Here is a 23,100-nt window from a genome sequence, read left to right as displayed (position 1 = left end):
ACGATATGGGGGGCCGTCGGGATGTTGATATCACCGAGATGGAAGGGATACACAGTGTTCCCCTTCGCCTTCCAGGCAGCCGCGGCCTGGGCGACGCTGAAGGCAGTCTCAGTGCCCAGACGGTCAAGTCGGTGCGCGAGTTGCTGCATACCGTTCCACTCCTCAATAGGGCTCTCGAATTTTGGCGACAATTGTTGGTGCTGTGCTCTTGAATATACTCATCCGTCGTTGCTGGGGAAGGGGATTCCTAGCACTCGATGACGTGGACGGGGATGACGCGCAGGGCGAGGCCGCCAACGGGGTCACAGGTCAAATGCTTCGGCCGGCGAGGGTGACGCCAGCCAGGTAATTGGGAACATCGGCGGGGGCTACCTCGCTGACAGGTGGCCATTGTCCATCGAGGATCGTGCGCGGGTTTCAGCTGGAACGGACGATAGGTCCAACCCCTGTGCGAGGTGGGACCTATCGTCCGGATTCCGGGCGGCTACTTTTTGGTTGTTGGTCCGAACATCGCGTCGATGTCAGCCATTTCCATGTCGGCGGTGGCCTGGATCAGTTCCAGCAGTTCCGGGTCGAGTCCGGGGGCGAACTCTTCCAGACGCTCCGGTGCGATCTCCGAGGGCACGCCTTCGGGGGCCTGCTCGCTGGCATCAAGGTTTGTACCATCCTTCGACGGCGAGAGCCCCTGGTAGATCTTCCCGGCCTCGGACTGGCCCTTGAGGTCGAAGGTGTACTGCTTGCTCTGCAGTCCAAGATCGAGAAGCTTTTTCACCTCCGGGAACTGCTCGGCGTTCGTCTTTGGAATGGGCAGCAGCGACTTCCAGTTCACACCCAGGGTCTCCAGGGCCTTGGCGAACCCGTTCTCATGCGCCTGGTCACGGACGATCAGGTACGAGATAGTGGACCGCGCCGTCTTGTTGTCGGTCATCTCGTACATGCGGCACTTCTGCAGCCGACCGGTGGCCTCGAGCATCAGGTTGTAAAGGAGGTCCAGGGGCAAATTCCCGGAGTTGTAGACATAGCTGCCGCTCCACGGATTGCCCGCCGAGTCCACCGGCAGTGCCCCTTGCGCTCCAACGAGGTAATGGTGGATGTTCCCCTCGGACAGGGCGAGATTCAGTGGGATGGACCCGCCTGCCCCCGGCGTGTCCAGCGGGTCGTCGAGCTTGCCCTGATAGCGCGGCGAACCATCCAGGAGACGGGAAATCGTGGTGCCGATCAGCTCTACGTGGCTGATCTCCTCGGTCCCGATGCCCTGGATCAGGTCGCGGTACGGTTTCGCCGCAGCGCCGCGGAAGTTCATGCTTTGGAACAGGTACTGCATCATGGTGCGCATCTCACCGAACTGCCCGCCCAGGCCCTCCTGCAGGGCATTCGCTGCGGCGGGATCCGGCTCGTCAGGGACGATCTCATTGATCAGTTGCTGGACGTGGAAGAACATATGACCTCCTAGTAGAGGGCGGCAAAGAACCGCCTTACCCACCCTTTACCGCTCACCCTGACACCACAAGGAAAAAATGGAGGCTGGAGCAATCTTGGCTAACCGCGGCGGCCCCCTGTCCATCCCGGCGAAGGATCCGCTATCGAGAAAGCGCGGACGGGTTAGCAAAGCGACCGACTTGCCCGCGAACAATGGGCGAAGAAGCCGCGCTCCGAATCCCAGGCTGAAGAACCAGAGAAAACTGGCGGCGACGGCGACGGCGCCGCCACCCGCCACCGTCCCTACCCGCCGAGTGACATGCCTCAGTGAGAAGTGGCCGGTTCGGTCAGCAAGTGCCGCGACGCGGGAAGAGTCGCTGGGGGTGGCGCTTGTTTTTACCCTTGTTGCCCGCCGCTAGGCACGGCGACGACCTCGAACTGGTGACACGAGCTGCGGGCGTTAGTGCTCCGCTTCTGCGGCAGCTTTTTTGGCGTTCTTCTCGGCGTCCTTCTCGGCACGACGAGCCTCTGTCTCGTGCTGTTCCTCGGCCTTTTCCTGGTGAATGACCTCTGCGAAGAGCTTCTCCATCTCCTTGGCCACACCGGCGGCTGAGGCCGGGTTCTGGCCGGTCACCAGCCGGTCGTCGACCACGACCTTTTCCTCAAAGGCATCAGCGGAGACGTGGGTGGCGCCCTGTTCCTCGAGTCGGTCCGCCAGGAAGAACGGGATGACTTTGTCCTTTCCTGCGGCAACCTCCTCGTCGTTGGTGAAGGCGGCCACCTTCCGGCCATGGACGAGGCGAAGCCCGTTGGCCAGTTCCACATTCAGCAGACCGGCGGGTCCGTGGCAGACCGCGCCCACCAGGCCGCCGGCGTTGTAGACGCTGGCCACCAGATTTTGCAGGCCTTCACTTTCCGGGAAGTCCCACATGGTGCCGTGGCCGCCGACGAGGTAGACGGCGTCGTACTGGTCGGGGTCAACGACGTCGACGCGGGCAGTGTTGTAGAGACCGGCGCGCGTGGTCTCGTCCTTCGTGAAGGCGACCTGGATGGGATCTTTCGAGTCCACCTCGTCACGCGGGGGCTGGCCGCCTTGAATGGATGCGAAATCGACGAAATGCCCGGAATCCTTGAAGACCTTCCAGGGATGTGCGGCTTCGGCTACGTTATAGCCCGTCTTCTCTCCAGTATCACCGATCTCGGAAACGCTGGTCAGTACCATGAGGATTTTCTTCATGAAGTGTTCCTTTCGTCTAGCTTCCACCCTACGCCCGGCCCCATTCGGGGCTTTCCTCACTGTTGCTGACAAGGCGGAGCGCTGCTTGTTCCGCGCCATCACTGCCTGTCGAGGAGATCGGCCACCGGGCATCGCGGTCTACGTACCTCGAGTGAGATTGTGGATTGCGATACGTAGAGTGAAGCATGACCGAAAAGCACTCATGCCGGCCCTCCTGGTTCCTCGATGAGCGCACGTCCCTTGGCCGAGAGAACACCGATGAGGAGCATGTAGCGCACTACGACGAGAAGGAAGACGCTGACGCAGCGGCCGAGGTCGAATGGTTGCGCGGACTCGTTCCGGGTCCGAACAGCACGGTGATCGACTTGGGGGCAGGGACCGGTCAGTTCTCGCTTCTCGCCGCTCGGCAGTGGGCCAACGTGATCGCTGTAGACCCATCTCCTGTCATGCTCCATGAGCTTCGCCGCAAGGTCGCGGCCGCCAACGCACGCGTAGCCGTAGTCGAGGGCGGGTACCTCACCTTCGACTGGCCAGCGGCGGACGCCGATCTGGTGTACTCCCGCTACGCGCTGCATCATCTTCCGGACTTCTGGAAGGCACTGGCGCTTGACCGAGTACGAACAATGTTGCGTCCGGGCGGCATCCTCCGGTTGTGGGACATTGTCTACAACTTCCCAGCCTCGGAGGCTGTTGATCGCATCGAACACTGGTGCTCGACTGGCTACTCTTCGGAAGAGGGTGGTTGGACCCGTGCAGACCTCGAAGAGCATGTGACGGACGAGCACTCGACATTCACCTGGCTGTTGGAACCCATGATGCTCCAGGCCGGCTTCACAATCGAGGAAGCTGTGCACAGCGACAATGGGATCTTCGCTAAGTACCTGCTTCGTGCGGTCTGAGCGCCGGGCCCTACTTCGCTAGGACCAGAACCGTCCACTGGAACCTGGATGAGGTCAGTCCGACAGGGGAACGCCTGAGACGATGTCTGCGATTCTCGCGTGGACCTGGACCGGGTCGACCTGGGCATCACGTTTGGTTTCGGTGGCGTCACCGCCTTCGAGGCCGGGAGTGCGTTCAGTCAGCAGTGTTGGTCCTTCAGGCTCGCACTAGGCCAGAATGAGGACCGTGAGTCTTCGCCATTCCCTTCTCGCCACCCTCGTCGCCGTCCTGTGGGGACTCAACTTCGTCGCCATTGATCTGGGCCTTCACGCCAACGGCCGCGAAGTTCCGCCATTGCTGTTCGTCGCGATGAGGTTTGCCCTGGTGGTATTCCCCTGGATCTTCTTCGTGCGGAAGCCCGACATCAGCTGGACGGCAATCCTCGGCGTCGGACTTTTCATGAGTGCCGGACAGTTCGGGCTGCTGTATCTGGCCCTGGCTCTGGGCATGCCGGCCGGCCTGGCCTCCCTCGTCCTGCAGGCACAGGTACTACTGACCGTTCTGCTCGCTGCCGCGTTCCTCGGCGAGCGCCCCAGCCGGCGCCAGATTCTCGGCGTCGTCCTGGGCGTTGCCGGTCTGGCCGTCGTGGCCCTGGGCCGCAGCTCCGTGGCGCCGCTGCTTCCGCTGATCATCGTGCTCGGAGCGGCCCTTTCCTGGGCTGCCGGCAACGTGATCGCACGCAGAGCCAAAGCGGCATCAGGGCTGGGGCTGGTGGTCTGGTCCGGCGCCGTCGTGCCACTGCCCCTGGCTGGACTCTCCCTCATCATCGACGGTCCGGAAGCTGTCGCAGCAACGCTCACCGATCTTCAGCCCGCCACTGTCGTCAGCGCCCTGTACACAGCCATTTTCGCGTCCCTGATCGGCTACGGCATCTGGAACCACCTCCTCGCGAGATACCCGTCATCTGCCGTGGTCCCCTTCACCCTGCTCGTTCCGGTTATCGGAATGAGTACGGCCTGGCTGGTTCTGCAGGAGAAGCCGACCGTCACGGAGATCGTCGGCGGGCTGCTTCTCCTGGGAGGAGTGGCCACAGCAGTGCTCACCGGCGGCCGTGACCGCACCCAACAGCCACAGCCCGTTCCGCAGCCTCCTCTGGTCACTCCACCGCCAGCGGGCAGTCGGAGGGCTTGAACGTCAGGCGGCTCGCAGTGCCCTATCGTGACGAACCGGCCTCAGGCGGTGGTCAGCTCCCGTGTTGCGGCCCGCGACTTGGCGCTCGCGGCAACGATCTCGGCCATGTACGGAGCGACGACGGCCGAGCTGACGCGGCAGTCCGCCAGGAACACGCCGTCCGCTCCGGAATGGAGCCAGGTACGGAGCTGGTCGAGGTCGCCCAGGGTGCGGATGGTCGCGCCGTCGGCCCCGAGGGAACGGGCCATCCCCGCGAAGTCGACGTCGGGAATTGCCATCGGCTGCTGGGTCACGCCCTGAATGCCGTACTGGTGGATCTCCGCACCGTAGGCAGCGTCGTTGAACACCACGATCACGCCCCTGCGGACGGTGCGCACTACTGACTCGAGGTCGGCCAGCGCCATCAGGAGCCCGCCATCGCCGGTCACCAGCACCGTTGTGGCGGCGGGCGCAGCTACTGCGGCTCCCACCGCGCTCGCGAGGCCGAGACCGATGCTCTGGTAAGCGGTACCGACCATCTGCAGCGCGTGTGGACCGGCCACGTCCCAATACATGGGGGCCCAGCCGATGAAGTGTCCGCCGTCCTGCACCACGATCCGGTCCCGGGGCAGGATGTCCTCGAGGGCAGCCGCGACGCTGCGCGGGTCCAACCGGCCATCGAGTGCCATTCCGTTGCCCAGTGGCCGTGGGGTGAGCGCAGCTACGCGCCGGGCGGAGGAGGCCCGCCAGTTATCGGCGGGGGGATGGTCGGGAAGCAGCCGGGACAGCGCTTCCATTGTTGCCAGCGCATCGCCCTGCAGGAAGCTGTCCACGCGCGGGTGGGTGGGTACTTCGGCGGTATCGATCTGGAGAACGGAGGCGGATTTCCCGAGGAGCTCTCCGAAGCGCATGGTGAACTGGGTCAGCCGGGCCCCGACCACCAGGACGACGTCGGCCTCCGCCATGAGCTCTGCGGCCTCCTCGATGCCGAATCCCCCGGCGATCCCCAGATCCGAATCCTGGGAGAACAGGCCGCGGGCCAGGGCCGTGCTGCAGGTCAGGGCACCGAGTTTGTCCGCCACCAACTGCAATTCGTCGCCGGCGCCGGAGAGGTGCACTCCGCGCCCGGCCAGGAGAAGGGGCCGTTTCGCTGCGGTCAGCAGTGACGCGGCGGCCGCCAAAGTTCGGGCACTGGGAAGTGCAGGTGCCGCGGGAGAAGGGTAAGGGAGGAGCTGTTCCTCCGGTGCCGGGGTAGTGGCGGCGTCGTAGGGAATGGCGAGGACGACGGCGGTGCGGTGCTGCAGGGCGTGGGCAACGGCCTGCCGGGTGATGGCGGCAGGATTCTCGGGAGTCACGGTGAAGGTGGGAGCGCCGACTGCGGCGGCGATGGCGGTCTGGTCGACATCCCAGGACCGTGCTCCGGCGGCCGGCGCGTCACCGGTGACCAGGACTACGGGAATCTGCGCCTGGACCGCTTCGGCCAGCCCGGTGATGGCGTTGGTGAATCCGGCTCCGTAGGTGGTGGTGGCTGCCGCCAGTCTTCCCGAGACACGGAAGTAGGCGTCGGCGGCCGGGACGGCACCGCCCTCATGACGGACCGCCGTGAACTTCATCCCGACGGCCTCCGCTGCGTCGAGGAAATAGGCATTGCCGTTCCCCATGACGCCGAAGATGTCGGACGTGTGGTCGGCGAGGATCTGGGCGACGCGGAAGGATACGGTGAAAGGGGCCACGGGAACTCCTGGAGATACAAATGGTCTGGTTGCCATATGTGTCTACGGAGTGCGTCCGATATTGCCCTTTTTGAGGGCACTGGTGGAATCCACCTGACGACCGAGGGTACGACAGCCGTGGCTTGGGTGACAAGTCGCCGGGGAGCGGTCAATAGCTGCCGTGGGCGCCGCCGTCGTTGGCGCGATCCTCCGGGGACGGAATGTATTCGGCGGCGAGTGCTTCGGAACCGCGCGCCAGCAGGGCTACATCGGCACCCACCAGCACGAAAGCGGCCCCGGCGGCCAGGTAATGGTGTGCGGTGGCGGGGTTGAAGGCGTTGACGCCTGCCGGTTTCCCGGCGCGCCGGGCTGCTGCGAGGCAGTGCTCGACGGCGGTGCGCACCTGCGGATGTTCCTGCTGGCCGAGCAGCCCCAGCGAAGCGGCGAGGTCCGAGGGCCCCAGGAAGATGGCGTCCACGCCCTCCACCGCGAGGATGTCCTCCACGGCGTCCACCGCCGTGCCTGATTCGATCTGGACGGTGACGCTGATGGTATCGCCGGCCCGGGCGAGGTACTCCGGAATCCGGTTCCACCGCGCAGCCCGCGCCAATGCTGAGCCTACGCCGCGCACACCAGAGGGCGGATACCGGGTGGCAGCGACGGCGGCTTCAGCGTCGGCTACCGAGTTCACCATGGGGACCAGCAGGTTCTGCACACCCAGGTCGAGGTACTGCTTGATGACCACGGGATCGTTCACCGGGGGCCGGACCAGCACCTGGATCGGGTAGCCGTGCACGGCCTGGAGCTGGGCGAGGATGGATTCGAGTCCGTTGGGGCTGTGCTCGGCGTCGATGAGCAGCCAGTCCAGGCCCGATCCGGCGCAGATTTCGGCGATCAGGGGGCTGCCGGAGCACACCCACATGCCCGCCAGCGGACGGTCGGCCGCAGCGAGGCCGGTGGCGAAGGTGGGGCTTAGTCGAACCGGCATGTGATGGCTCCCAATGGTCCGTAGTCGGCGTGAATGGTGTCGCCCCTGGAAACCCAGAGCGGGCGGGTGAAGGACCCGGCGAGGATGATGTCGCCGGCCTTCAGGCCGTCCCTGTGGGCGGCGATCTTGTTGGCGAGCCAGTGCACGCCGGCGGCCGGATGGTCGAGGACCCCGGCGGCCACCCCGGTCTCCTCCACCGTCTGGTTCTTGTAGAGGATGGCCGAGATCCAGCGGAGGTCGACGGCGTCCGGGCGGACGGGATTGCCGCCCACCACCATGGCGCCCATGGCTGCATTGTCCGCGATGGTGTCCACGAACGTCCTGTCCGCCATTTCGATGCGTGAGTCAAGGATCTCCAGGGCCGGAACCACGTAGTCCGTGGCGTTGAGGACGTCGAAGATGGTGCAGCCGGGGCCGGTCAGGTCCTTCTTGAGGACGAAGGCCAGTTCGACTTCGACCCGCGGATGGCTGTACTGGTCCCACGCCACGGAGCAGCCGGTCTCCAGCACCATGTCGTCGAAGATGGCGCCGTAGTCGGGTTCGGTGATGCCGGTGGCCTGTTGCATGGCCCTGGACGTGAGGCCGATCTTCCGGCCCACGAGTTTCCGGCCGGCGTCCTCGTTGCGGTGGCGCCAGAGCCGCTGGACGGCGTAGGAATCCTCCACCGTCATTTCCGGATAGCGGGCCGTCAAGCGTGGAATCGGAACCCGGCTGCGGCCGGCCTCCAGCAGTTCATCGGCGATGGCCTCGATCGTTGCGTCGTCCATCATGGCTACAGCTGCGCCCCGAGCTTGAAGCCGATCCGGTCCCCGTCGGGACTCTCGGCGTCCTTCCGGGTGTAGGAGAAGCCGTCGGCACCCACTGTGACTGCCATTTCGCTGTTCTCGGTGCGTTCGTGCACGGGCTGCGGATTCCCGTCGAGGTCCAGGACGAGCGAGGCCTCGGTGTACCAGGAGGGCACGACGGCGTTGCCCCACCAGTCGCGGCGCTGGTTGTCGTGCACGTCCCAGGTGACGGTGGGGTTGTCCGGGTCGCCGGTGTAGTAATCCTGCGTGTAGATCTCGATCCGGTGGTTGTCGGGGTCCAGGATGTAGAGGTAGAAGGCGTTGGACACACCGTGGCGTCCGGGGCCGCGTTCGATCCGGTCCGAGATGCGCAGGGCGCCCATCTTGTCGCAGATCTGGATGATGTTGTGCTTCTCGTGGGTGGCGAAGGCGACGTGGTGCATCCGGGGACCGTTGCCGCCGGTCAGGGCGGTATCGTGCACCGTCTGCTTGCGGTGCATCCACACGGCGTAGGAAACGCCGTCGGAATCCTGGATGTCCTCCGAGACGCGGAAGCCGAGGTCCTCGAGGTATGCCCGCCCCCGCGGGACGTCGGGGGTCACCTGGTTGAAGTGATCCAGGCGGACCAGTTCCCCGGCGGAGTAGAGGTCATAGCGCTGCGTGAGACGCTCCACATGCTCGACGTCGTAGAAGAACTCGTAGGGGAAGCCCAGGGGGTCCTCGACACGGACCGAATCGCCGATGCCTTTGGTGAAGCCATCCCTACGGCGCTGGGTGCGGCAGCCCAGTTCCCGATAGTAGGCCTCGGCGGCATCGACTTCGGCCGGTGACCTCACGCGGTAAGCGAAGGCTGCCACGGCTGCGATCGGTCCCTTGCGGAGCACCAGGTTGTGGTGGATGAACTCCTCGAAAGAGCGCAGGTAGATGGCGTTTTCATCTTCTTCCGTGACGTGCAGACCCAGGAGGTCGACGTAGAACGCGCGGGAGGCGGCGAGGTCGGTGACCACGATCTCCATGTAGGCGCAGCGAACGATGTCCGGCGCGGGAACGGAAGGTTTGGGGACGTTGCTCATGAGTTCTCTCTTCTTCGAGGCGGGGCGGGGGAAACTACCCCTCGAGCTGGGCTGCAGCTGAACCGTTGACACTTCCAAATCGAGGCGTATGGACGGAGCCGAGGCTGATGTGCACGGCTTGCTGGTCGGTGTAGAAGTCGATGGACCGGTAGCCGCCTTCGTGGCCCAGGCCCGAGGCCTTCACGCCGCCGAACGGGGTGCGGAGGTCGCGGACGTTGTGGCTGTTGAGCCACACCATGCCGGCTTCGACGTTCGAGGAGAACGTGTGCGCGCGGGTCAGGTTCTGCGTCCAGACGTAGGCGGCCAGCCCGTAGCGGGTGTTGTTGGCCAGGGCCAGCGCTTCGTCGTCGTTCTCGAAGGGGGTGATGGTCACGACGGGACCGAAAATCTCCTCCTGGAAGATCCGCGCATCCGGGGCGACGTCGGCGAACACCGTGGGGGCGATGTAGTTGCCTTCGGGCAGGTTCTCCGGACGTCCGCCGCCCGCCAGCAGGCGGCCCTCGGACTTGCCGATCTCCACGTACGAGGCCACCTTGGCGAAGTGCTCGGGGTGCACCAGTGCACCGACCTCGGTCCGAGGGTCGTGCGGATCACCGACGACGATGTTCCTGGCACGGGCGGCGTACTTCTCGCAGAACTCGTCGTAGATGGCGCGTTCCACGAGGATGCGGGAGCCGGCGGTGCAGCGTTCGCCGTTGAGCGAGAACACTCCGAACAGCGCGGAATCGATGGCCGCATCCAGATCGGCGTCGGCGAACACGACGCACGGTGACTTGCCGCCGAGCTCCATGGACAGCCCCTTGAGGTTCTCCGCGGCGTTCCGGAAAATGGTCTGGCCCGTGGTCGTCTCGCCGGTGAAGGAAATCAGCGGCACGTCGGGGTGCTTGACCAGTGCGTCGCCGGCCTCTTCACCCAGGCCGTTCACCATATTGAACACCCCGTCCGGCAACCCGGCTTCCGAAAAGATCTTCGCCCACAGAGATGCGGACAGGGGAGTGAATTCGGCGGGTTTGAGGACCACCGTATTGCCCGTCGCCAGAGCCGGGGCGAGCTTCCAGGACTCGAGCATGAATGGGGTGTTCCACGGGGTGATGAGCCCTGCGACGCCGATCGGCTTGCGGTTGACGTAGTTGATCTGCGAACCGGGGACCTTCATGGCGTCGTCGAACTGGGCCACGATCAGGTCCGCGAAGAACCGGAAGTTCTCCGCCGCGCGTCGGGCCTGGCCTTTCGCCTGGGTAATGGGCAGGCCGGTGTCGAAGCTCTCCAGTTCTGCGAGGCGCTCTTCCTGCGCTTCGACGGCGTCGGCGATCCGATTCAGGACCCGGGAACGCTCGCGGGGCTTCATCTTCGGCCACGGGCCGTTGAGGAACGCGTCGCGCGCAGCGGCCACCGCCAGGTCGACGTCTTCCTTCTGGCCGGCGGCGGCCGTGGCGTAGTTGGTGTTGGACACCGGGTCCAGGACATCGAACGTCTCTCCACCCACCGAATTCACGAATCCACCGTTGATGTAGTGCTGGATGTGCGTGGGCAGGTCTTCGGGCACGTACTGGGTTCCGGTCTTCTCTGCAGTGAACATCATCGGCTTTCCTTCGTGCTGTCGGATCGAACGGTCGATTGCGGCCTGGGCCGGGTAGGGGTCGAGGGTCGCGCGGCGGGGCGGGCCGGAGCTTCGAGCTCGTCCACCCCGGCTGCTTCACTCATCGGCCCTGCGCGCTTCCCATTCCTGGTACTTTCCCCGCCACTCGGTGTTCAACGGGTACAGGCCGTCCACGCTGTTGCCCTGTTCCACCATCTCCGTGATGAACGTTTCCTCGCGTTCCTGGGCGATGGACTCGTCCGCCACTTCCCCGGCCAGCGCGGGCGGGATCACCAGGATGCCGTCGGCGTCGGCCACGATGATGTCCCCGGGCTGCACGGTCGCGCCGCCGCACGCGATGGTGATGTCGGTATCCCAGGGGATGTGCCGGCGCCCCAGAACGGCGGGGTGCGGGTTGGCGTAGTAGGTGGGCAGCTCCATGGCCGCCACGGCGGAGAAGTCCCGGACACCGCCGTCGGTGATGATGGCGGACGCGCCACGGACCTGGGCACGCAGGGCGAGAATGTCGCCGATGGTTCCGGTGCCCTTCTCGCCGCGGGCTTCCATCACCAGGATCTCGCCTTCATTGACCGAATCGATGGCCCGCTTCTGCGCGTTGAAGCCTCCGCCGTGGGTCTTGAAGAGATCCTCCCGGTTGGGGACGAAGCGCAGGGTGCGGGCCAGGCCGACGACCCGCTTTTCCGGCCGGGTGGCGGTGAGGCCGTCGATGCTGACGTTGTTGAGGCCTCGTTTGCGCAGCTGGGAGGAAAGCGTTGCCGTACACACGCTTTCGAGCTTTGCCTTCAGCTCGGCGCTCAGCGCGGGAGGCTGTGCGGGAGGCATTTCTGGCAGGCCGGCGGCCTCGCGTGACCCGTAGGCCTCCTCCCGCTGCGCGTCGTCGGCCCGGGGTCGGGCACCGAAATCCGTGAACGGCGTCGACCCTTCCACCACCCTGGTGATCAGCCGCCCGGTGGTGAATTCGGCCCCGCTGACTTCCACCTCGATAACGTCGCCGGGTTGGGCGACCGACGCCCCGGCCGGCGTGCCGGTGAGGATGATGTCCCCCTTGTCGAGGGTGAGCAGCTGCGAAAGGTCAGCCACCAGGCGCGTGAAGGGGAAGAGCAGGTCTTCAGTGGTGTCGTCCTGGACCACCTCGCTGTTGTGCCGGGTGCGGATGCGCAGTCCGGCGGGGTCGACGGCATGTGCCGGGATGAGCGCCGGACCTACCGGGGTGAAGCCGTCCCCGCCCTTGGAGCGGAGGTTGGAGCCCTTGTCCGCATAACGGAGATCGTAGACTCCGAGGTCATTGCTCGCGGTGACCCATTCCACGCGGCTCCAGGCGTCCTCGATGCTGACGCGGCGGGTGCGCTCGCCGATGATGAGGGCGATCTCGCCCTCATAGCCGAGCAACTCGCAGCCGGCGGGCCGTTCCACGATGGACCCGCTCCGCGACAGTGAGGAGGAAGGTTTCAGGAAGTAGGAGGGCTGGGCCGGGGTGCGTCCACGCTGGGCGGCACGGCTGGGGTAGTTGATGTGGACGGCGATCACCTTGCGGGCTGCCGCCAGGGTGTCATCATTGACCTGCTTCAAAGCTTCTCCTTACGTCCGGTTGCTCACGAGATCCGGGTCTGCGGTGCGTGCATGAGGTAGCGCATCGGGCGGAACTTCCTCGGGCCGTCGGGCCGACAGGAGGGGCGCGAAGAATCCGGCGAGCTCCGCCGTCGCCGTCAGCGGCAGGACGTCGGCCACGTACTGGTCCGGCCTTACGACCACGACGACGCCGTCGCGGTCGATGCCGCGCAGGTCGAAGATGTCTGCTGCCGGGTCGACGGCGTAGACGTTCTCGAGGTAGGTGAGGTGGAATGGACCCACCTGCGGCTTGAACACAGCCGGTACGGCTCCGATGTCGATGTTCGCGTGGTCCTGTTGATAGATCACCTTGACGTCGAACCATGCGTTCCGGTCAGCGCCCGACGGCGTCGCGGCCAGGGGCGAGTCCGGCGAGTTCGCGATCCAGTCGGCGAAGTCCGCCACGGGTGACGGGTCACCTTGCTGTTCCGCTCCCTGCACCCCCGGTTCGGGCTGTGGTCTGCTTGGCAGCGCCGCGTCGGCGAAGACGTAGATGCGCCAGCGGCCGTCTGCCCTGGCCTGGTGGCCGAGGTGCACCGGATTGGTGTCGCAGACCCGCACCACGGGCGCGGACTTGAAGCGCTTGCCGAGGGCGAACCCGGTGGCCAGGTCCTGGTACTCCGGCGTCGCGACAAGGATGGAGGGCGCGTACTGGGTCCGGAAGCCGGCGGGGAACTCGGCAGTACGCACGTAGAAGTCCTCGAGTTCCGAGGGGTTCTCGAACTCCTCGGGCTTCTTCGCCATGAGTGTGGACCACTCCTTGTCGAAGTGGATGAGGTCCTCGGCGATGACCTGGCGCTCGGCCGAGTACGTGGACAGCAGGCTCTCCGGGCTGCGGCCCTCGAGCACGTGCCCGAGCTTCCACCCCAGGTTGAAGCCGTCCTGCATCGAGACGTTCATGCCCTGGCCGGCCTTGGCGCTGTGCGTGTGGCAGGCGTCGCCGGTGATGAACACGCGCGGCGTACGGGAGCCGAGTTCCTCCGGGAGGACGTCGTCGAACCGGTCGGTGAGCCGGTGGCCCACCTCGTACACGCTGTGCCAGGCGACGCTGCGGACGTCGAGTGTATAGGGGTGGAGGATGGCGTTGGCCTTGGCGATGATCTGCTCGATGGTCGTCCCGCGCACGGCCCCTTTGCCGTCCGGATCGACCTCTCCGAGGTCGACGTACATTCGGAAAAGATGACCGCCTTCGCGCGGGATCAGCAGGATACTGCCGCCCGTGCCGGACTGGATGGCACACTTCAGCCGGATGTCGGGGAAGTCCGTACTCGCCAGGACATCCATGACGCCCCAGGCATGGTTGGCCTGGTCGCCGGCGAGCGTGCAGCCGATCGAGTCCCGAACCTTGCTCCGTGCGCCGTCCGCGCCGACCACGTACTTGGCTCGAACAATGCGCTCCTTGGCTTCGCCCGGGTCGGCCGTGGAAAGGAGCCGCACGCTGACCGGGTAGGCGTCGTCGCCGGTGACGTCGAGGCTGACGAATTCGAAGCCGTAGTCGGGGGACATACGCGTGGGCGAGTTCGCCATGAACTCGGCGAAGTAGTCCAGTACGCGGGCCTGGTTGACGATGAGGTGCGGGAACTCGCTGATCCCCGTAGCGTCGTCGACGGCGCGGGCGGCGCGGACGATGCGCGAAGAATCTTTCGGGTCCGGCTTCCAGAACGCCATTTCGGTGATCCGGTAGGCCTCGGCGGTAATCCGCTCGGCGAAGCCGAAGGCCTGGAAGGTCTCCACGCTCCGGGCCTGGATGCCGTCGGCCTGGCCGATGGCCAGGCGCCCACTCCGACGCTCCACAATGCGCGTGGTGATACCGGGGAACTGGGACAGTTGCGCGGCTGCCAGCATGCCGGCGGGTCCGCTGCCGACGATGAGCACGTCGACCTCCTCGGGAAGCACCGCGGGCCGGTTGATGCCGACGCCGGCAGCCGGCTGGACACGCGGGTCCCCGGATACGTAACCGTGGTGATGGAACTGCACGGGCTTTCCTCACTTCGTCGTGTGGCTGGGCGTCGCTATCGATTGGTGTTCGATAAAAGGAAGCCGCGTTCGATAATCGAAACAGGAGGTCAGCTCAAAATTGTACGCCAGACCTTCCATGCGTGACAAGCACTTTTGAGGAGCGGAACCGGGCACAGGTCGGCCGTAGGCGTCGTATCGGTGAAGCTGCATTCTCGGGAGCCGGTCATCCGACATTCTCAGGTTCAGCAACCGGACCGGGCTGCTCGGGACCGGCGGATTCGCACAACGCACCGTTATGCCGCCTGTTCGGCCAGTCTCCGAGGGCAGCTGGCTCAGTACCACCCGGGTTCGAACCGGAAGATTACTCAACGACGCCGGGTCGAACGCACCCCTTGGCTGTCCGAGCGCGCTGGTGCGGAGGGTGCAGCCGCGGAGGATTGCGGAGCACGCCGTGCGTCAGGTCCCTAGAGCCGGGGCAGATAGACCGCCGCTTCCTCGTGCGAAAGCCCCGTCGCTTCGAGGAGGTCGACGATCAGGGGCCGGAAAAGTAGGATGAGTGCTTCCCCTTCGAGCCGCTGGACGTGCAGGGTTCGAGGATGGAGGTCCGTGGCGACGGCGGCGAGGTCATTGCGCGCCGAGCGAAGGTTGGCCCGGCGCTCGGCACCGTCCGCCGTCGATAGGGCACGGGCGAGCCTATCCACCGCATCGGCGGTGTCCTCGAGGATCTGGGTGAGCGAGGCAATCGCCTCGTCGGTCAGTGCGGCGTGGTTGATGACGGAGGTGAGGCGGCGCGAGAACACCCTGCTGTTGCGGATCGCGAGGTCTATCGAATCGATTGAACCGCCAAGGGATCCGAGTTCGCTGCGGTGGCGCCAGAACGCAGGGGAGATCCGAGCAATTTCCTTCGCTGCGCGCATGCTGCTCGTCAACCGGTCGAGTTCCGGCTGGGTGTTCCGGGCACGCACCAGCGCGTGCCACGCTGCGGTGGCGTCACTCGAGGTCAGCGCCGAAGCGTTGTCCCGCAGGACTCCCGCCAACTCATTGAGGAGCCCACGCACGTTGGTCTTGGGCTCACGGCGGGGATCACGCGGCAGGACGATCGTGATCACCAGCGCGAACAATCCGCCGACGATCGCGTCCACACTCCTCGTGAAGGGACCGCCGTCGGGCGCAGGCAGCAGCACCACGAGCAACGACTGCAGACCGAACTGGGTGGTGAAGATGGTGCCGCTGTCGAGGAACCGCGCTAGCAGGATCGACACGAAAAGCACGACGGCGGCCTGCCAGAGTCCCGTTCCGAACAGGGTCAGCAGCAGATCCCCCAGGGCGATCCCGAGCGTGCAGCCCACCCCCACCTCCAGCACCCTCCGCAGCCGGGGGTCGCGTGAGAAGCCGAGCGCAATCATCGAGGACGTGGCGGCGAACAGGGGCCCCTCATGTCCGAGCACCTGCTCGGCGAATGCATAGGCTCCCACCGCGCATATCGTCATCTGCAGGGCCGTCACCACCGAAGAGGAACTGCGCTTGAGCCCCACCCGTGTCCTGGAACGTAGGAAGGAGCGGAAGATCTTCAATCCCTTGCGCGGAGGCATGCCCCCAGTCTAGGAGCCTTCCCCAGCTGCAACCTCGAACTATGGGTGAACGTAATGGCCAAGGGCCGTTCACCTTCCGTTCACTTTTCTCCTGCAGTGTCGTTACCTGCGGCGCATAGCTTCGAGGATGTACAAAAACGCGTACCTCCCGATTCGGGTGCACTTGACGCACGACTAGACATAAACCCTGGAAGGGGCAACATTTCGTGAAGGCTCTTCGCTTTGGCCGCGCAGCGGCAGTAATTTCGGTAGCTGCGCTGGCACTGACGGCCTGTGGTTCTGACAATGCGACAAATCAACCCGAGCCGGAGGGTGGAGCAACATCCTCAGCGGCTGAAGTCACGGGAACGTTGACGGGCGCGGGCGCATCCTCCCAGAACGCGGCCATGACCGCTTGGCAGGCAGGGTTCCAGGCAATGCAGAGCGGCGCCAACATCCAGTATTCGCCTGATGGATCAGGAGCGGGCCGCGACGCCTTCCTCGCGGCCGGCGTTCAGTTCGCCGGGTCGGACGCCTACCTCGACGACGAAGAGTACGAGGCTTCGAAGGAAGTCTGCGGGCCCGACGGTGCGATCAACATCCCCGCCTATGTCTCACCGATCGCCGTCGCGTTCAATCTTCCCGGCATCGATTCGCTGAACCTCGACGCCCCCACGATCGCCTCGATCTTCCGCGGCGAGATTCCGAACTGGAACGATGACGCCATCGCCGCCCAGAACGAGGGCGTGGAACTGCCCGACACTCCGATCACGGTGGTCCACCGTGCCGATGAATCGGGCACCACGGAGAACTTCACCGAGTACCTCGCTGCTGCAGCTCCGGAGGTCTGGGCGGATGAGGCATCGGGCGATTGGCCGGCAGAAATCGTGGCCGAGAACGCCCAGGGCACCAACGGCGTGGTGTCGACCACCACGGCTACCGAGGGTGCCATCACCTACACCGATGCCTCCGCCGTCGGCGATCTCGGGCAGGCGCTCGTGAAGGTTGGCGAGGAATACGTCGAACTGAGCCCCGAAGCCGCCTCGCGGGCGGTCGAGGTTGCGACCCCCGTGGATGAGGGCCGTGCGGAAGGGGACATGTCCCTCGATCTGGAGCGCGACACCACGGAATCCGGGGCCTACCCCATCGTGCTGATCTCCTACCATATCTACTGCACCTCGTATGAGGATCAGGAGACGGTGGACCTCGTCAAGGCCTTCGGTTCCTATGCCATCAGCGAGCAGGGCCAGGAAGACGCCGCCAGCTCCGCGGGCAACGCACCCATCTCCGAGGCGCTGCGCGAACAGGCCCAGCAGGCTATCGATTCGATCGCCGTCGCTTCCTAGCTCCATCCGAGCTGCCCCGCCCGGGGAAACCTACCGGGCGGGGCAGCTCGGCTTGTAATGCCGCCGAAGACCGTGAAAACTTACCGAAGCAGCGCCACCATCCGTTCTGAAGGGTTCTCAGTGTCAACCAACAGTCTGACCAGCACGGGGCGAGCCGGCGATTCAGGAGACAAGATTTTCTCCGGAGCCACGCTCGCCGCCGGCGGCCTGATACTGGCGGTCCTCTTCAGCGTTGCGGTCTTCCTGCTCGTGCAGGCACTTCCGACGTTCAGCGCGGACCCCGCGGAGATCACCGGCGGTGCTGGATTCGGCTCGTATATCCTGCCGATCGTCGTCGGCACCGTGATCGCCGCGGCTATCGCTCTGCTGATTGCGACGCCGCTCGGAATCGGCGTCGCACTTTTCATCTCCCACTACGCGCCCCGGCGCCTCGCGCAGGTTTTCGGATACGTCATCGACCTGCTGGCAGCGATTCCCTCGGTGGTGTACGGCGCATGGGGTTACGCCGTCCTGGCGCCACAGCTCGCCATCGCCTACGCCTGGCTCGCCGAGTACCTGGGCTGGATCCCGATCTTCGAAGGCCCCGCCAGCCAGACCGGCCGGACCATGCTCACTGCGGGCATTGTGCTCTCCGTCATGGTGCTGCCGATCATCACGTCGCTGAGCCGCGAGATCTTCCTCCAGACACCCAACCTGCATGAAGAGGCAGCACTCGCCATGGGGGCAACGCGGTGGGAGATGATCCGCATGGCGGTCCTCCCGTTCGCCCGACCTGGCATTGTCAGCGCGGCGATGTTGGGCCTCGGCAGGGCTCTGGGTGAAACCATGGCCGTTGCCCTGGTGCTGTCCGGAGGCGCACTTCAGGCGAGCCTGATCCAGTCCGGCAACCAGACCATCGCGGCCGAAATCGCGCTCAACTTCCCGGAGGCCTTCGGCCTGCGGCTGAGCGAGCTGATCGCGGCAGGACTGGTCCTGTTCGTCATCACCCTGGCCGTCAACATCATTGCGCGCTGGATCATCAGCCGCCACAAGGAATTCTCGGGGGCCAACTGACATGACCAGCGCAACTTTGAGCCGTCGCCAGTCCCAGCTGACCAAGGGAAGGCTGCCGCGCTATGCGGTGTGGGTGGTCCTTGGCGCGGCCGTCGTCCTCGCCGCGGCCGTCTCGGCCCTCGTGGGCTTCAGCATCGTCTCCTGGGCGGTGTTCGCGGCAATCTTCTTCGTCGTCGGCGCGACCATCGTCACGGCAACGGTGGAGGGCGGGCGCAAGGCAACTGACTCCCTGGCCACCTATCTTGTCTACGGGTGTTTCCTCCTGGCGCTGCTCCCGCTCCTTTCGGTGATCTGGACCGTCCTCGAGCGGGGGGTGCCCGGTATCTCCTATGACTTCCTGTTCACCTCCATGAACGGGGTGACAGGGGCGGTCGACAACAGCGCCGCCGAAAACGGGACGCCAGTGCTAGGCGGCGCCTACCATGCCGTGATCGGCACCCTGCAGATCACCCTGTGGGCCACACTGATTTCGGTTCCGGTCGGGCTGCTGGCAGCCATCTACCTCATCGAGTACGGTACCGGCGGACCGCTGACGCGGGCCATCACCTTTTTCGTCGACGTCATGACCGGCATTCCATCGATCGTTGCCGGCCTGTTCGCCGCGGCGCTCTTCGGACTCCTGTTCGGGCCGGGCACGCGCACGGGTTTCGTTGCCGCCGTCGCACTCTCCGTCCTGATGATTCCCGTGGTGGTCCGTTCCACCGAGGAGATGCTGAAGATCGTTCCCAACGAACTGCGCGAGGCGTCCTACGCACTCGGCGTCCGGAAATGGCGGACCATCATGAAGGTCGTCATTCCCACTGCGATCTCGGGAATCGCTTCCGGCGTAACCCTGGCGATTGCACGGGTGATCGGCGAGACTGCACCTATTCTGGTAACGGCGGGGTTCGCCGACGCCATCAACTGGAACGTCTTCAGCGGATGGATGAGCACCCTTCCGACGTTCATCTACTACCAGATCCTCACGCCGACCTCGCCGACGAACATCGATGCAAGCACGCAGCGCGCGTGGGCGGCGGCCCTCCTGTTGATCCTCATGGTGATGCTCCTGAACCTGGTGGCCCGTATCGTCGCCCGCATGTTCGCACCCAAGACCAGCCGCTGACAACCCGCGGCAACAACCGATAAGGATTACATGTCCAAGCGAATCGACGTCAAGGACCTCAATGTCTACTACAGCAAGTTCCTTGCCGTGGAGGACGTCAACATCAACATCGAAGCACGTTCCGTCACCGCTTTCATCGGCCCGTCGGGCTGCGGCAAGTCCACGTTCCTGCGCACGCTCAACCGGATGCACGAGGTCATTCCCGGGGCGCGCGTAGAGGGCGAGGTATTGCTCGACGGCGACAACCTCTATGACGCAGCGGTGGATCCCGTCACGGTCCGCAGCCAGATCGGCATGGTGTTCCAGCGCCCCAACCCCTTTCCCACCATGTCAATCCGTGACAACGTGTTGGCCGGGGTGAAACTGAACAATCGGCGGATCAGCAAGTCCGACGCCGACGCCCTGGTGGAGAAGTCGCTGCAGGGAGCGAACCTCTGGAACGAGGTGAAGGACCGCCTCGGACGTCCGGGATCGGGGCTTTCGGGTGGCCAGCAGCAGCGCCTCTGCATCGCGCGGGCCATCGCGGTTTCCCCTCAGGTGATCCTCATGGATGAACCGTGCTCGGCGCTCGACCCCATCTCCACCCTCGCCATCGAGGACCTCATCAACGAGCTGAAGAACGAGTACACAGTGGTGATCGTGACCCACAATATGCAGCAGGCAGCGCGCGTCTCGGACAGAACGGCGTTCTTCAACATTGCGGGCACGGGTAAGCCGGGCAAGCTGATCGAATACGGCGAAACCGCTACCATCTTCAGCAAGCCCGCCGAGAAGGCCACCGAGGATTACGTGTCCGGGCGGTTCGGCTAGGACGCTACAGCAGCGGGCTGAGTGCCAGGAAGAAAATTCCTCCGAGGAGTGCCGTCACCGGGGCGGTGCCCAGCCATACGGCAAGAATCCGGGCCAGTTCCGGCCGGTGCACCGTGGAGAATCGCTGATTGGCCCCGGCGCCGACGATCGCGGAGGTCATCGTGTGCGTGCTGGAGAGCGGCATCTGGAGCGAGATCGCCCCGACGAAGAGCATCGCCGAGCTGACACCCTGCGCCGTCATTCCCCGCAGCGGATCGATGTGCACCAGTCGGTGCGCGAGGGTGTGGGTGATGCGCCACCCCCCGAACAGGGACCCGGTGGCGAGGAGGACGGCGGCGAAAACCTGGACCCACAAGGGCATCTGCGACCCGTTCGAGTATCCGGTCCCCACGAGGGCCAGGAGAATGACCGCCATGGTCCGCTGGCCATCCTGCAGACCGTGGCCCAGGGCGAAAGCGCCGGCAAGGACTGACTGCGCCATACGATTGCCCCCGTTCACCTTGCCGGGAGCACTGTGCCGGAGCAGCCAGGTCGCTGGGAAGACCATCGCGTAGGCCAGCACGTACGCCACCACGGGGGAGAGCAGGAGCGGCAGTGCGATCTGCAGGAGCAACGCCTGGGCCGCCCCGCCCATGGCCTGGCCGTCCGTGAGCTGCGACGCGGCCCCGGCGCCGGCCAGCCCGCCAAGCAGGGCGTGGGTGGACGACGACGGTTTGCCTCGGCGCCACGTGAACAACCCCCAGCAACCCGCGGCCAGCAGCCCGGCGATAAGGATGCCCAGTCCGGCCTGGCCGGATGGCAGGCCGATTGCCGCTTCGGTGAAGAACAGGGCGAGGGAAGTGCTGAGCAGCGCACCCGTGAGGTTGAAAACTGCCACCAGGAGGACGGCGATGGTCGGCGTCAGGGCACGGGTACGGACGGCGGTGGCTACCGAGTTCGAGACGTCGTGGAAGCCGTTGAGGAAGGCGAAACCACCCGCGAGGCACACTACTGCTCCGAGGAGGAGGGGTTCCACCTAGGATTCCTTGACCAGGATGCTGCCCACCTGGATGGCTACCCTGCGGATATCCTTCGTCACGTCGACAAGCTGGTTCGCAACATCCCGGTGGCGGGCGTAGACCAGCGGTTTGTGGTCCCGCAGGAGTTCAGCGCACCAGCTGCGGTGTGTCCTCTCAGCACGCCTGGCCAGGCGGAGGATCTCGATCCAGTATTCCTCGAGTTCATCCATCGAATTGAGCCGCTGCATCGCCGCAGCCGTCAACTCGGCCTGGCGATTGATCACTTCCAGCTGGTCGGCGGCGCGCTGGCTCAGTTTGCTCAACCGGTAGAGGGCGATGAGTTCAGCGGCCCCGTCCAGCTTCTCGATGGCCTCATTGAGCAGCCGGGAGAGGGAGTAGAGGTCTTCGCGCGGAAGCGGATTGATGAAGGATGTCCGCATGGAGGTCAGGAGCGCGAAGTGCAGATCAGTTGACGCGGCCTCGTGCTGATGCAGCTCCTCAGCCAGGCGGTCGTACTCCTCCGTTGTCGCTCCGAGGATCGCTGACATCGTCCCTACGCCGAGAACCAGTTGCCGTGCCATCCTGGACAGGAGTTCAAGCCCTGCGTTCTCCTGCGGAAATAGGCGTAGCTTCACGAAATCTTCCTGGCAAGTTGCGCCCGAGGCTGTCCCTGGAGGCAGAGTAATGGCGTCGAACCGGGAGCGCCTCTCGGCGGAAGGCCGCTCGAAGCGGCTGAGTGTTGAAGCCCGGGGGTTCCACGGTCCGACGCCACTTTTAGTGTTCTCCTCTGCGGCGCCCGTGTCAAGATCAGCAGGGCGCCGGCGGATCAGTCGAGTTCCCCGCGGCGCCAGGACGCTGCAGCATGCTCCAGGTCCTCGGCAGTCTTGATGAGCTGGTGGGAGTTCTTCGTCAAACGGGAGGCATGGGCGCCGTTGCCGGTCTCCGCGGCTTCGGCATGGTTCGTCTGACCGAGGGCAACCACCCGGCAGAAGGCGGCAAAGCGCTCAAGCGCGACGTCGAAATCGCCTTCGAATGCACCGGAGAGGATGGTGTCGGCCATGTCGGTCATTTCGGAGGCACCAGGGGGTTCCGCCACGCCGGCCACCACCTTGGACACCTGCGCCACCTCTTTCCCGGAGGCGAAGTAGGCGGCGATCCGGTCAGGATCACGCTGGGTCGCGGCGCGCAGCGCGTACAGGCGCCACAGCGCGCCCGGCAATGAGCGCGCCGGGCTTTCCGCCCACATCTCGGCGATGGCTTCGAGGCCCTGCTGATCCGCGAGCTCCACGAGGCGGCGGGTTATCTCAGGGTCATCACTTCCCCTGCCGTGATGCACGAGTGCGTGCGCCGACATGTGCGCAGCCTCGGAAACACGTGAGGGATCCACCCCGCCCGCGAAAACCTCGAAATCCACGGGCGCAAACTGCTTGGGCTTGTGGGGCCGTGGGCTCTTGTTCGTATATTCGCCATCCATGCAATGAGAATACTCCTGTGCACTGCCGGCCTGTAGGTTCCACCCTGGCGCAGTGCGGTTGGAGAACGGCTTCCAGCGGACGTGCATCGGGCCTGCGGTGTTTGCGATAAAGTTAGGTGGTCGTTCCGGCTGGTGAGCACCAGCGGGTTCGAGTTGGGCCTTTAGCTCAGATGGTAGAGCATCGGACTTTTAATCCGTGGGTCGAGGGTTCGAGCCCCTCAGGGCCCACTTCCTTCCGGGAAGTGGAAACCCCCGCCGGCCTCAAGGCCGGTGGGGGTTCGCCTTTTAAAGCGTTCGGCACTCCACGGCGCCC

19 protein-coding genes, 1 tRNA gene and 1 pseudogene are annotated in these 23,100 nt (G+C 65.1%); 7 read left to right on the top strand and 14 right to left on the bottom strand.

Annotated features, from left to right (window positions below):
- The 3 genes and pseudogenes from IWX65_RS17740 to IWX65_RS07275 form a co-directional block, all read right to left on the bottom strand.
- Positions 1 to 149, bottom strand: a pseudogene (locus IWX65_RS17740) (pyridoxal phosphate-dependent aminotransferase); the annotation flags it as partial.
- 335 nt (positions 150 to 484) lie between these two features.
- Complete coding sequence (locus tag IWX65_RS07280) at positions 485 to 1,441, bottom strand: manganese catalase family protein (RefSeq protein WP_196881746.1); 957 nt, start codon at positions 1,439 to 1,441, stop codon at positions 485 to 487.
- Positions 1,442 to 1,879: 438 nt separating this feature from the next.
- Complete coding sequence (locus IWX65_RS07275) at positions 1,880 to 2,656, bottom strand: type 1 glutamine amidotransferase domain-containing protein (protein WP_196881745.1); 777 nt, start codon at positions 2,654 to 2,656, stop codon at positions 1,880 to 1,882.
- Positions 2,657 to 2,841: 185 nt separating this feature from the next.
- On the opposite strand from IWX65_RS07275, the gene IWX65_RS07270 reads away from it, so the two are divergent.
- Positions 2,842 to 3,555 (top strand): class I SAM-dependent methyltransferase, encoded by a 714-nt coding sequence (locus IWX65_RS07270; RefSeq protein ID WP_196881744.1) that lies wholly within the window; start codon positions 2,842 to 2,844, stop codon positions 3,553 to 3,555.
- Between the two features lie 226 nt (positions 3,556 to 3,781).
- Entirely contained in the window at positions 3,782 to 4,726 is a 945-nt protein-coding gene (locus IWX65_RS07265; RefSeq protein WP_196881743.1) for an EamA family transporter, read from the top strand.
- Positions 4,727 to 4,767: 41 nt separating this feature from the next.
- Here IWX65_RS07265 and IWX65_RS07260 read toward each other — a convergent pair whose 3' ends face one another.
- From IWX65_RS07260 to IWX65_RS07225, 8 genes are all read right to left on the bottom strand, one after another.
- Positions 4,768 to 6,438 (bottom strand): thiamine pyrophosphate-binding protein, encoded by a 1,671-nt coding sequence (locus IWX65_RS07260; protein WP_334683716.1) that lies wholly within the window; start codon positions 6,436 to 6,438, stop codon positions 4,768 to 4,770.
- Positions 6,439 to 6,586: 148 nt separating this feature from the next.
- The gene (locus IWX65_RS07255; RefSeq protein WP_196881741.1) at positions 6,587 to 7,405 is read right to left on the bottom strand and encodes an HpcH/HpaI aldolase family protein; all 819 of its coding nucleotides are present in this window, start codon (positions 7,403 to 7,405) and stop codon (positions 6,587 to 6,589) included.
- A complete protein-coding gene (hpaH, locus tag IWX65_RS07250) occupies positions 7,390 to 8,175 on the bottom strand; it encodes a 2-oxo-hept-4-ene-1,7-dioate hydratase (protein ID WP_196881740.1) in 786 nt (261 codons plus the stop codon). Before hpaH ends, IWX65_RS07255 begins: the two co-directional genes overlap by 16 nt.
- 2 nt (positions 8,176 to 8,177) lie before the next feature.
- Positions 8,178 to 9,263 carry a 3,4-dihydroxyphenylacetate 2,3-dioxygenase gene (gene hpaD, locus IWX65_RS07245; protein WP_196881739.1) on the bottom strand — a complete coding sequence of 362 codons (1,086 nt, stop codon included), beginning with the start codon at positions 9,261 to 9,263 and terminating at the stop codon, positions 8,178 to 8,180.
- 34 nt (positions 9,264 to 9,297) lie between these two features.
- Positions 9,298 to 10,845 carry a 5-carboxymethyl-2-hydroxymuconate semialdehyde dehydrogenase gene (gene hpaE / locus IWX65_RS07240; protein WP_442859172.1) on the bottom strand — a complete coding sequence of 516 codons (1,548 nt, stop codon included), beginning with the start codon at positions 10,843 to 10,845 and terminating at the stop codon, positions 9,298 to 9,300.
- 114 nt (positions 10,846 to 10,959) lie between these two features.
- A complete protein-coding gene (locus IWX65_RS07235; RefSeq protein WP_196881738.1) occupies positions 10,960 to 12,432 on the bottom strand; it encodes a fumarylacetoacetate hydrolase family protein in 1,473 nt (490 codons plus the stop codon).
- A gap of 9 nt (positions 12,433 to 12,441) precedes the next feature.
- The gene (locus IWX65_RS07230; RefSeq protein WP_196881737.1) at positions 12,442 to 14,448 is read right to left on the bottom strand and encodes an FAD-binding monooxygenase; all 2,007 of its coding nucleotides are present in this window, start codon (positions 14,446 to 14,448) and stop codon (positions 12,442 to 12,444) included.
- A 446-nt stretch (positions 14,449 to 14,894) separates the two neighbouring features.
- Positions 14,895 to 16,022: an FUSC family protein gene (locus tag IWX65_RS07225; protein WP_334683715.1), complete on the bottom strand. Its 1,128-nt coding sequence runs from the start codon at positions 16,020 to 16,022 to the stop codon at positions 14,895 to 14,897.
- A gap of 206 nt (positions 16,023 to 16,228) precedes the next feature.
- Here IWX65_RS07225 and pstS point away from each other — a divergent pair, with 206 nt between their 5' ends.
- From pstS to pstB, 4 genes are all read left to right on the top strand, one after another.
- On the top strand, positions 16,229 to 17,347 hold the full coding sequence (gene pstS, locus IWX65_RS07220; protein ID WP_196881736.1) for a phosphate ABC transporter substrate-binding protein PstS: 1,119 nt from the start codon (positions 16,229 to 16,231) through the stop codon (positions 17,345 to 17,347).
- A gap of 120 nt (positions 17,348 to 17,467) precedes the next feature.
- Positions 17,468 to 18,400: a phosphate ABC transporter permease subunit PstC gene (gene pstC, locus IWX65_RS07215; RefSeq protein ID WP_196881735.1), complete on the top strand. Its 933-nt coding sequence runs from the start codon at positions 17,468 to 17,470 to the stop codon at positions 18,398 to 18,400.
- Between the two features lies 1 nt (position 18,401).
- A complete protein-coding gene (gene pstA, locus IWX65_RS07210; protein ID WP_196881734.1) occupies positions 18,402 to 19,505 on the top strand; it encodes a phosphate ABC transporter permease PstA in 1,104 nt (367 codons plus the stop codon).
- A gap of 30 nt (positions 19,506 to 19,535) precedes the next feature.
- Positions 19,536 to 20,315 carry a phosphate ABC transporter ATP-binding protein PstB gene (gene pstB / locus IWX65_RS07205; RefSeq protein ID WP_196881733.1) on the top strand — a complete coding sequence of 260 codons (780 nt, stop codon included), beginning with the start codon at positions 19,536 to 19,538 and terminating at the stop codon, positions 20,313 to 20,315.
- 4 nt (positions 20,316 to 20,319) lie between these two features.
- Here pstB and IWX65_RS07200 read toward each other — a convergent pair whose 3' ends face one another.
- The 3 genes from IWX65_RS07200 to IWX65_RS07190 form a co-directional block, all read right to left on the bottom strand.
- On the bottom strand, positions 20,320 to 21,330 hold the full coding sequence (locus IWX65_RS07200; protein WP_196881732.1) for an inorganic phosphate transporter: 1,011 nt from the start codon (positions 21,328 to 21,330) through the stop codon (positions 20,320 to 20,322).
- The gene (locus IWX65_RS07195; protein ID WP_196881731.1) at positions 21,331 to 21,948 is read right to left on the bottom strand and encodes a DUF47 domain-containing protein; all 618 of its coding nucleotides are present in this window, start codon (positions 21,946 to 21,948) and stop codon (positions 21,331 to 21,333) included.
- Positions 21,949 to 22,139: 191 nt separating this feature from the next.
- Positions 22,140 to 22,787 carry a hypothetical protein gene (locus IWX65_RS07190; protein ID WP_196881730.1) on the bottom strand — a complete coding sequence of 216 codons (648 nt, stop codon included), beginning with the start codon at positions 22,785 to 22,787 and terminating at the stop codon, positions 22,140 to 22,142.
- A 155-nt stretch (positions 22,788 to 22,942) separates the two neighbouring features.
- Between IWX65_RS07190 and IWX65_RS07185 the strand changes: the two genes are divergently transcribed.
- A tRNA-Lys gene (locus IWX65_RS07185) sits at positions 22,943 to 23,015 on the top strand.
- The last annotated feature ends 85 nt before the right edge of the window (positions 23,016 to 23,100 follow it).

The organism is Arthrobacter sp. CAN_A214 (assembly GCF_015751955.1).
Lineage (GTDB): Bacteria > Actinomycetota > Actinomycetes > Actinomycetales > Micrococcaceae > Arthrobacter_D.
The sequence above is the reverse complement of the archived record's forward strand: the minus strand, read 5'-3'. Positions and strand labels throughout refer to the sequence as shown.

Bases quoted from the DNA above. Each gene is read 5' to 3' on its own strand.
- IWX65_RS07270 (WP_196881744.1), top strand. From the start codon at position 2,842: ATGACCGAAAAGCACTCATGCCGGCCCTCCTGGTTCCTCGATGAGCGC.
- hpaH (WP_196881740.1), bottom strand. From the start codon at position 8,175: ATGATGGACGACGCAACGATCGAGGCCATCGCCGATGAACTGCTGGAG.
- pstA (WP_196881734.1), top strand. From the start codon at position 18,402: ATGACCAGCGCAACTTTGAGCCGTCGCCAGTCCCAGCTGACCAAGGGA.
- IWX65_RS07275 (WP_196881745.1), bottom strand. From the start codon at position 2,656: ATGAAGAAAATCCTCATGGTACTGACCAGCGTTTCCGAGATCGGTGAT.
- IWX65_RS07190 (WP_196881730.1), bottom strand. From the start codon at position 22,787: ATGGATGGCGAATATACGAACAAGAGCCCACGGCCCCACAAGCCCAAG.
- IWX65_RS07225 (WP_334683715.1), bottom strand. From the start codon at position 16,022: ATGCCTCCGCGCAAGGGATTGAAGATCTTCCGCTCCTTCCTACGTTCC.
- IWX65_RS07280 (WP_196881746.1), bottom strand. From the start codon at position 1,441: ATGTTCTTCCACGTCCAGCAACTGATCAATGAGATCGTCCCTGACGAG.
- hpaE (WP_442859172.1), bottom strand. From the start codon at position 10,845: ATGATGTTCACTGCAGAGAAGACCGGAACCCAGTACGTGCCCGAAGAC.
- hpaD (WP_196881739.1), bottom strand. From the start codon at position 9,263: ATGAGCAACGTCCCCAAACCTTCCGTTCCCGCGCCGGACATCGTTCGC.
- IWX65_RS07255 (WP_196881741.1), bottom strand. From the start codon at position 7,405: ATGCCGGTTCGACTAAGCCCCACCTTCGCCACCGGCCTCGCTGCGGCC.
- pstB (WP_196881733.1), top strand. From the start codon at position 19,536: ATGTCCAAGCGAATCGACGTCAAGGACCTCAATGTCTACTACAGCAAG.